We start from the raw sequence: 7,242 nt of genomic DNA, 5'->3' as shown, positions 1-7,242 counted from the left end.
CCCTCGGCGCTGACGGAGGCCATGGGCATGCTCAACCACCATTTCGCAGCAGCCGCCTGATCGGCGCAGAGCGACAGCCTACCTCTGACTGCCGCCAATCTTTGCAACAGAGCCACTGCAAGTGCCTTCGCGCTTTTCGCGCCCTTGAGCGACTATGAGCTGCCTGTCGCGCCGCGCTATCTCGGCGTCGCTCCCAACAGCCATGCGGCTGGCACGTTCCTACTGCCGCTGCTCTGGCGCGGAGGGACCATCCACCTGATGCGAGGCTTCGATGTCGAGCAGGCGTTGGCCACCATCGAACGCGAGAGGATCAATTTCACGTTCCTAGTCCCGTCCATGATCTATACGCTGCTCGACCATCCGTCGCTCGACCGACATGATATGTCTTCTTTGGAGACGCTGCTCTACGGTGCCTCCTCGATTACGCCACCGAGGCTTCTCGAAGCGATCGAGCGCCTAGGCCCGGTCATGTCGCAGGCTTACGGACAGACCGAATGTCTTCCGCTCAGCGTCCTGCGGCGCGCGGATCATAAAGCGGATACACCGCACCTTCTGAGCTCATGCGGGTTTCCTGCGGCGTCCGCGACCGTCGCGTTGCTCGACGAAGACGGCGATCCGATTCCCGCCGGCGAAACAGGGGAGATTTGCGTGCGCAGCCCGGCAGCGCTCGACAGATATCACAATCTGCCGGACCTCACCGCGGAAACCCTTGCGGGCGGCTGGCTGCACACCGGCGATATCGGAACGCAGGACGAGCAGGGTTACCTATTCATCGTCGACCGCAAGAAGGACATGATCATCTCCGGCGGCTTCAATATCTACAGCCGCGATGTCGAAGATGCGCTGACGAGCCACGAGCAGGTCGATGTCTGCGCGGTGATTGGAACGCCGCATCCAAAATGGGGTGAGGCGGTCACCGCCTATATCATCCGCAAGCCTGGGGCGGACGTCTCGTCGGAAGCGCTCGTAGCCCATGTGAAGAGCAGAAAGGGGTCGCTCTACGCGCCCAAGCGGGTCGAGTTCGTCGACGCTCTCCCACTGACGGCGGTCGGCAAGATCGACAAGAAAGCCCTGCGCGACCTGGCGGGACGAGCCTCGGCGCCGGAAAAACGATGATCGGCGGGTTGCTCTGCATTGAGACGCGTCGCGCCGGTGGGAAACAAACGTCCCGCCAGCCGGTGAGCCTGGCCGTCACCTATCCGCCGAAGTCCAACTATCCGAATGATGGAGCACGTACATGAAAGTCGTCGCCGACCGCCCGGCCGAGGGCGTTCGCCGAATTGCCTTGAACAGGCCTGAAAGCCTCAACGCGTTCGATGATGAAACCCGAGGCCGCCTCCACGAGGAACTCGAGCAGGCGCTCGCAGACAGCGATGTAAGAGCGATCCTGTTGACCGGCACCGGTCCGAACTTCTCGGCCGGTGGTGACATACGATATATGCGGGATCTGGATCGCCAGCCGTTCACGGCCTTCCATGCTCGGCTTCTCGATCTCTGCCGCGTTATCGGCACGGCCGAGAAGCCGATCGTCGGGGCGGTCTGCGGTTCATGTGCGGGCGACGCGCTCGGCATAGTCCTCGCTTGCTATCAGCTTGTTGCCTCCGCATCCACGCGTTTCCTGATTCCATTTCATGCGGATCGGGCTCACGCCCGATATGGCGCTGCCGTTCTGGCTGGCACGTCGGGTCGGCCCGCATGCGGCACGCAGGATCATTTTGCAGGACCAGCCGGTTGCGTCCGACCGGGCGCTCAAGCTGGAACTCTGCGATCAGGTCGTGGAAGGTGGCGAGCGGGAGTGCGAGCGAAGAGTATCTTGAAGCGGAACACGCCGCAGCGGGAGTCTGTCTCGGCAGCCCGGAATTCCACGAAGGCGTCGCTGCCTTCTTCGAGAAATGCTCGCCTGTCTGGCCGCTACCTACCGCCGGAGTATAATCTGATGCTACCAGCTTCCTTCGCGGGACGTCTGCGCGTTCCGGCACTCACATCCCCTATGTTTCTCGTATCCGGGCCAGACCTGGTGATAGCCGCCTGCCGGTCCGGGCTGCTGGGAACATTTCCCTCGGTCAACCAGCGTACGCCGGAGGGTTACGAAGAATGGCTCGTCGGCATCCGGAGCCAGCTAACCGGCGCGGATGCGCCGTTCGGGGTTCAGTTCAGCGTTCATGCCACCAACGAACGCCTGGCGGCGGATCTGGAGATCACGATCCGACATCAGGTCCCGGTGGTCATAACCACATTGTCGATCAGCCGTGAGGTGACGGATGCCATCCATTCTTATGGCGGGCTGGTGTTCCACGATGCGACGAACATGCGGCACGCCCGCAAGGCACTCGATGCCAATGTCGATGGCATCATCGCGGTTTGCGCGGGTGCGGGCGGTCATGCCGGCACGCTCAGTCCGTTCGCTTTCGTTGCCGAACTGCGACCGGAGTTGCGTGGAAAGACCCTGATCCTCGCCGGCGCAGTCGGCAATGGCCGGAGTGTGGCGGCTGCGGTCGCGGCCGGAGCAGATATGGTGTCGATGGGTACGGCGTTCATTCCGACCATCGAGAGCATGGCCGCGCAGGATATGAAGGAGATGATCGTCGCTTCCTCGGCCAGCGACATCATTTACACTGATCGGGTTTCGGGGTTGCATGCCAACTTCCTCGGTCAAACAATTCCCGCCAACCTCGCGAGGCCGGAAGGCGAGTTCAACGTAACTGAAGAGATCAGCCCGAAGCGGTGGCGGGATGTCTGGACCGCTGGGCACGGCGTCGGACCAATCGACGGCATCCGTTCCGTTCAGCATCTGGCGGAGAAAATCGAGCGGGAATATCGCGAGGCTGTCGATTGCCTCACCAGCGCCGATCAAGCGGTCGAGGTGAACGCATGACGAACTCTCTCTTCGGCTATGACGACGACGAAGGTCTCGCCATCGACACGCTGCGGCGGTTTCTTGACGACAAGCTTGAACCCGAGATCCGGGCGCATGGTGATGGACATTTCAGCAAGACCCAGCTCACCGGCTGGATCAGCCAGTTGACCGACTTCGGTCTGATCAACGCGCCGCTTCCCGAGGAGGCGGGCGGTCTCGGGCAGAGCTGGCGGCTCCATCTGCGCCTGTTCGAGGAGGTCGCCTATTCCTCGATTGACCTCGCAATTCCGCTGCTCATGAACGTCGTCTGCGCATCGATCATCCACACCCTCGCCCCCGACCATCTGCGTGAACGATATCTTGCGGGGCTCCTCCGTGGCAAATTCATGGCGTCTATGGGGATATCCGAGCCGAATGTCGGGTCTGATGTATCCGGCGTCCGGACGCGGGCCGTGCGAGACGGCGACCATTGGGTAATTTCCGGTGAGAAAACGTGGATCTCCAACGGCGCGCATTCCGACTTCCTGATCTGCACGTGCAGCACGGGAGACGGCGAACTCACCCACATTCTGCTCGAGCGCCACGAACATCCCTATGAGGTGCGGGCCATTGAGAAGATGGCGCTGAACGGACAGTCGACAGCGCAGATATTCCTCGATGACGTGCGCGTGCCTGTCGCCAATACTATCGGGCAAATCGGGGACGGGTTGCGGAACACGCTCGCCGTATTCGAGCGCGCGCGTATTCACGTCGCCGCACTTGGCTATGGCCTGGCACGCCGAGCCAGGGATGAGGCAATTCGCTATGCCCGCGACCGTACCCAGCATGGCAAGCCCATCGCCGCGCACCAGCTCATCGCTGACAAAATCGCGACCATGGCCATGCAGATAGATGCCGCACGCCTGCTCGGCCTGCGCGCCGCATCGATGATCGATGAAGGCAAGCGCTGTGATGCTGAGTGCGCCATGGCAAAGTGGTACGGAACGGAGATCGCTGTCGACGCGACAAGGCAGGCGGTGCAGATTCATGGTGGGAACGGTGTGACCCGGGAATTCATTGTCGAGCGACTGGCCAGGGAAGCGATAGTCCTGCCGATCCCGGATGGGACAACCGAGATACAGAAGCTGATCGTTTCACGGTCTCTGACCGGCATTTCGGCTTTCAAATAAGATACATTTTGGGAGGCGGCATGGACGCGTACGTAGCACCGGTCGAGGATTATCGTTTTCTGCTCAGCCAAGTATTGGGCTTCGATCTCGAGATGGCGGAACTCGGCTCCGATCTCGACACGGAACTGGCGGTAAGCATCCTGGACGAAGCTGGGAAACTCTGCACGGAGGTGCTCCACCCGATCAATCAGAGCGGCGACGAAGAAGGTAGCCGGATTGTCGATGGGGAAGTGAGGACCCCTGCGGGGTTCTCGAACGCCTATGCGACATTCCGCGATGCAGGATGGCCGTCGCTGAGCGCTGATACAGCTCACGGCGGCCAAGGGCTGCCATTCGTTCTGCAGCTATGGTTGGACGAAATGCTGTCCGCATCCAACTTATCATTCGGGTTGTTTCCAGCGCTGACAAGGGGTGCGGCGGAAGCGATCGCGGCCCATGCGACCGACGCGGTGAAGTCGACTTACCTTTCAAGAATGGTAAGCGGCGAATGGACCGGTGTGATGGCGCTGACCGAAAGCAGTGCGGGAAGCGATCTCTCGCTGATCAAGACCAAGGCCTCTCCACAGGCCGACGGAAGTCACACCATTACTGGGCAGAAAATCTTCATATCGTCCGGCGATCACGACTTCGGGGGGAACATCATTCACCTCGTCCTTGCACGCCTGCCCGATGCGCCTGCGGGAGTGAGCGGAATCAGCTTGTTCCTTGTGCCAAAGTTTCTGCCTGACGCCGCAGGCGCATGTGCTCGGCGCAACACGATGGCGGTAGGCTCGCTGGAGCATAAAATGGGCATACACGCCCAGCCAACTTGCGTCATGAATTACGACGAGGCGATCGGATGGCTCGTCGGCGAACCAAATCGTGGGCTGGCGGCGATGTTCACCATGATGAACGCCGAAAGACTGATGGTCGGTATGCAAGGTCTGGGTGTAGCCGCATCGGCGTATCAACAGGCTGCCGTCTATGCAAAGGGGCGTAGCCAGGGGCGCGGTGCGAGCGCCGCAAGCGGGACGGTGGCAATCGTCGAGCACGTCGATGTTCGGCGAATGCTGCTCGATGTGCGCAGCTTCGTCGAGGGTGGACGTGCCCTCGCTGGATGGGTCGCCCTGCAGGTGGATCGCGCCCGCAAGCATCCTGATCCGGATGAACGTACTCGCGCCGATGGCTTCGTCGCGCTCCTCACGCCGGTGATCAAGGCTGCTTTCACCGACATGGGTTTCGAGAGCGCGGTTCAAGCCCAACAGGTATTCGGTGGACACGGGTATATCCGGGAGTGGGGCATGGAACAGCTCGTCCGAGACGCGAGGATCGCCCAGATATACGAGGGCACGAATGGCATTCAGGCGCTCGACTTGGTTGGTCGCAAGCTCTCAATGGCTGGCGGTACGGTTGTCGATGCTTACTTCGCACTCATAGAAGGCGATCTAGACCGGGCGGCGGACGGATCGATCGCCAAAAATGTTGTCACGGCGCTTGAGACGCTACGGGGCATCACGGTCTTATTGAAAGGGGCCGATCCACAGACGTTAGGCGCTGCGGCTGTCGATTATCTTCGTATGTTTGCGTTGGTCAGCCTCGGATGGATGTGGCTGCGAATGGAGTGCGCTGCTGAGCAAGGCTCGACGCCACTAGACAGAGCGAAAATAGATATTGCGCGTTATTTCGCTACCCGAGTGCTGCCAAGGGTGAGCGGAATGGCCGCAACCCTTTCGAGTGGTCCGGAGCCGATCATGGCATTGCCGGTGGACGCTTTCTAACAATGGCAGGTCCAGCCCTGCGCGGCCCTTGCTAAGCGGATGCGTGTTGAATGGCTCCCCGGTGCCCCGCCTTTGGCGGATAATCGCATCAGCATTTGAGCATGCGCGATGCCGGCACTAATCACCATTCCACGATGCAGGTCGCTTGCTCACCAGTAAGCAAGCCTGCTCGATATCTGAAGCATACGACGGCTTTTCGGTAAGCGTTGCGTGGAGGCGCCTTGCGGGAAATCCGTTTTCTTGCGTCCGTGTCAGGTGTCAACGGCGGAGCAAAACCCGGCCAGCGGGGCGGAGTAAAAGCAGGCCAGCGGTCGAGGCGTGATGACGATATGGAAAGGGCCCCGATCGGGGCCCTTTCCATATCGTCGCGACCGTTTTCTCCCGGCTATGGCGACGGGATCTCGCCGGTGTTCGGGTCGGCCGACACGGTGGCCTGGTTTTGCTCCGCCCTTCTGGCTGATCGCCGGCCGGCGGACTGTTTGAGGCGGTAGCTGTCGCCGTTCATGGTGAGGATGGAGACGTGGTGGGTGTGAGCTGCCCCCTTCTGAGTGGTCCATCGACTATTACAGTCTGGACCAAGGAAGGGACGACGAATGCCTGCGAAGAAGCACAAGCCCGAGGAGATTATCGGGAAGCTACGTGAGGTTGAGATCATGCTGGGTCAGGGCGGCACGACCGCCGAGGCCTGTCGGCGCATCGCGGTCAGCGAGCAGACCTACTACCGCTGGCGCAAGGAATATGGTGGCCTGAAGACCGATCAGGCTCGGCGGATGAAGGATCTGGAAAAGGAGAACCTGCGGCTGCGCCGGGCGATCTCGGATCTGACGCTGGACAAGCTCATCCTGCAGGAGGCAGCCAAGGGAAACTTCTGAGCCCCGCACGGCGTCGGCGCTGCATCGACCAGGTCCGGGAGGTGCTGGATGTATCCGAGCGGCGGGTGTGCCGCGTGCTCGGCCAGCACCGGTCGACGCAGCGCAAGGTGCCGTTCGGGGCAGATGACGAGCTGGCGCTCACCGAGGATATCATCGCCCTTGCCAGGCAGTACGGGCGCTACGGCTATCGCCGGGTGACGGCGCTGCTGCACGCGGCGGGTTGGTCGGTGAACCATAAACGGGTGGAACGGATCTGGCGACGCGAGGGGCTGAAGGTGCCGCAGCGCCAGCCGAAACGCGGCCGGTTATGGCTGAACGATGGCTCGTGCATCCGGTTGCGGCCGGAGTATCCGGGGCATGTCTGGGCTTACGACTTCGTCGAGGAACGCACCCATGACGGACGCAAGTTCCGCATCCTTACCATTATCGACGAGGCGAGCAGGGAGTGCCTGGCACTCGTCGTCGCGCGCCAGCTCAAACACGAAGACGTACTGGCAGCGCTGGCCGAGTTGTTCATCGAGCGTGGTCCGCCCGCGCATATCAGGTCGGACAACGTCCTAGGTTGGGACTGTCTCTTATACACATCT

General features: G+C 61.3%; 4 protein-coding genes and 1 pseudogene. All 5 read left to right on the top strand.

Annotation, left to right across the window (positions count from 1 at the left end):
• Positions 1–144: 144 nt before the first annotated feature.
• On the top strand, positions 145–1,116 hold the full coding sequence (locus A7Q26_RS16895; protein ID WP_066861852.1) for an AMP-binding protein: 972 nt from the start codon (positions 145–147) through the stop codon (positions 1,114–1,116).
• Between the two features lie 121 nt (positions 1,117–1,237).
• On the top strand, positions 1,238–2,875 hold the full coding sequence (locus tag A7Q26_RS24785) for an enoyl-CoA hydratase-related protein (RefSeq protein WP_084439180.1): 1,638 nt from the start codon (positions 1,238–1,240) through the stop codon (positions 2,873–2,875).
• On the top strand, positions 2,872–4,026 hold the full coding sequence (locus tag A7Q26_RS16875) for an acyl-CoA dehydrogenase family protein (protein ID WP_066861845.1): 1,155 nt from the start codon (positions 2,872–2,874) through the stop codon (positions 4,024–4,026). The genes A7Q26_RS24785 and A7Q26_RS16875 overlap by 4 nt, the downstream gene beginning before the upstream one ends.
• A gap of 20 nt (positions 4,027–4,046) precedes the next feature.
• Entirely contained in the window at positions 4,047–5,783 is a 1,737-nt protein-coding gene (locus A7Q26_RS16870) for an acyl-CoA dehydrogenase (RefSeq protein WP_066861842.1), read from the top strand.
• Positions 5,784–6,376: 593 nt separating this feature from the next.
• A pseudogene (locus A7Q26_RS24775) lies at positions 6,377–7,242 on the top strand (IS3 family transposase); the annotation flags it as partial.

Source organism: Sphingobium sp. TCM1 (assembly GCF_001650725.1).
Classification (GTDB): Bacteria; Pseudomonadota; Alphaproteobacteria; order Sphingomonadales; family Sphingomonadaceae; genus Sphingobium.
This window is presented reverse-complemented; position numbering and strand designations above follow the sequence as displayed.

Bases quoted from the DNA above. Each gene is read 5' to 3' on its own strand.
- A7Q26_RS24785 (WP_084439180.1), top strand. From the start codon at position 1,238: ATGAAAGTCGTCGCCGACCGCCCGGCCGAGGGCGTTCGCCGAATTGCC.
- A7Q26_RS16875 (WP_066861845.1), top strand. From the start codon at position 2,872: ATGACGAACTCTCTCTTCGGCTATGACGACGACGAAGGTCTCGCCATC.
- A7Q26_RS16870 (WP_066861842.1), top strand. From the start codon at position 4,047: ATGGACGCGTACGTAGCACCGGTCGAGGATTATCGTTTTCTGCTCAGC.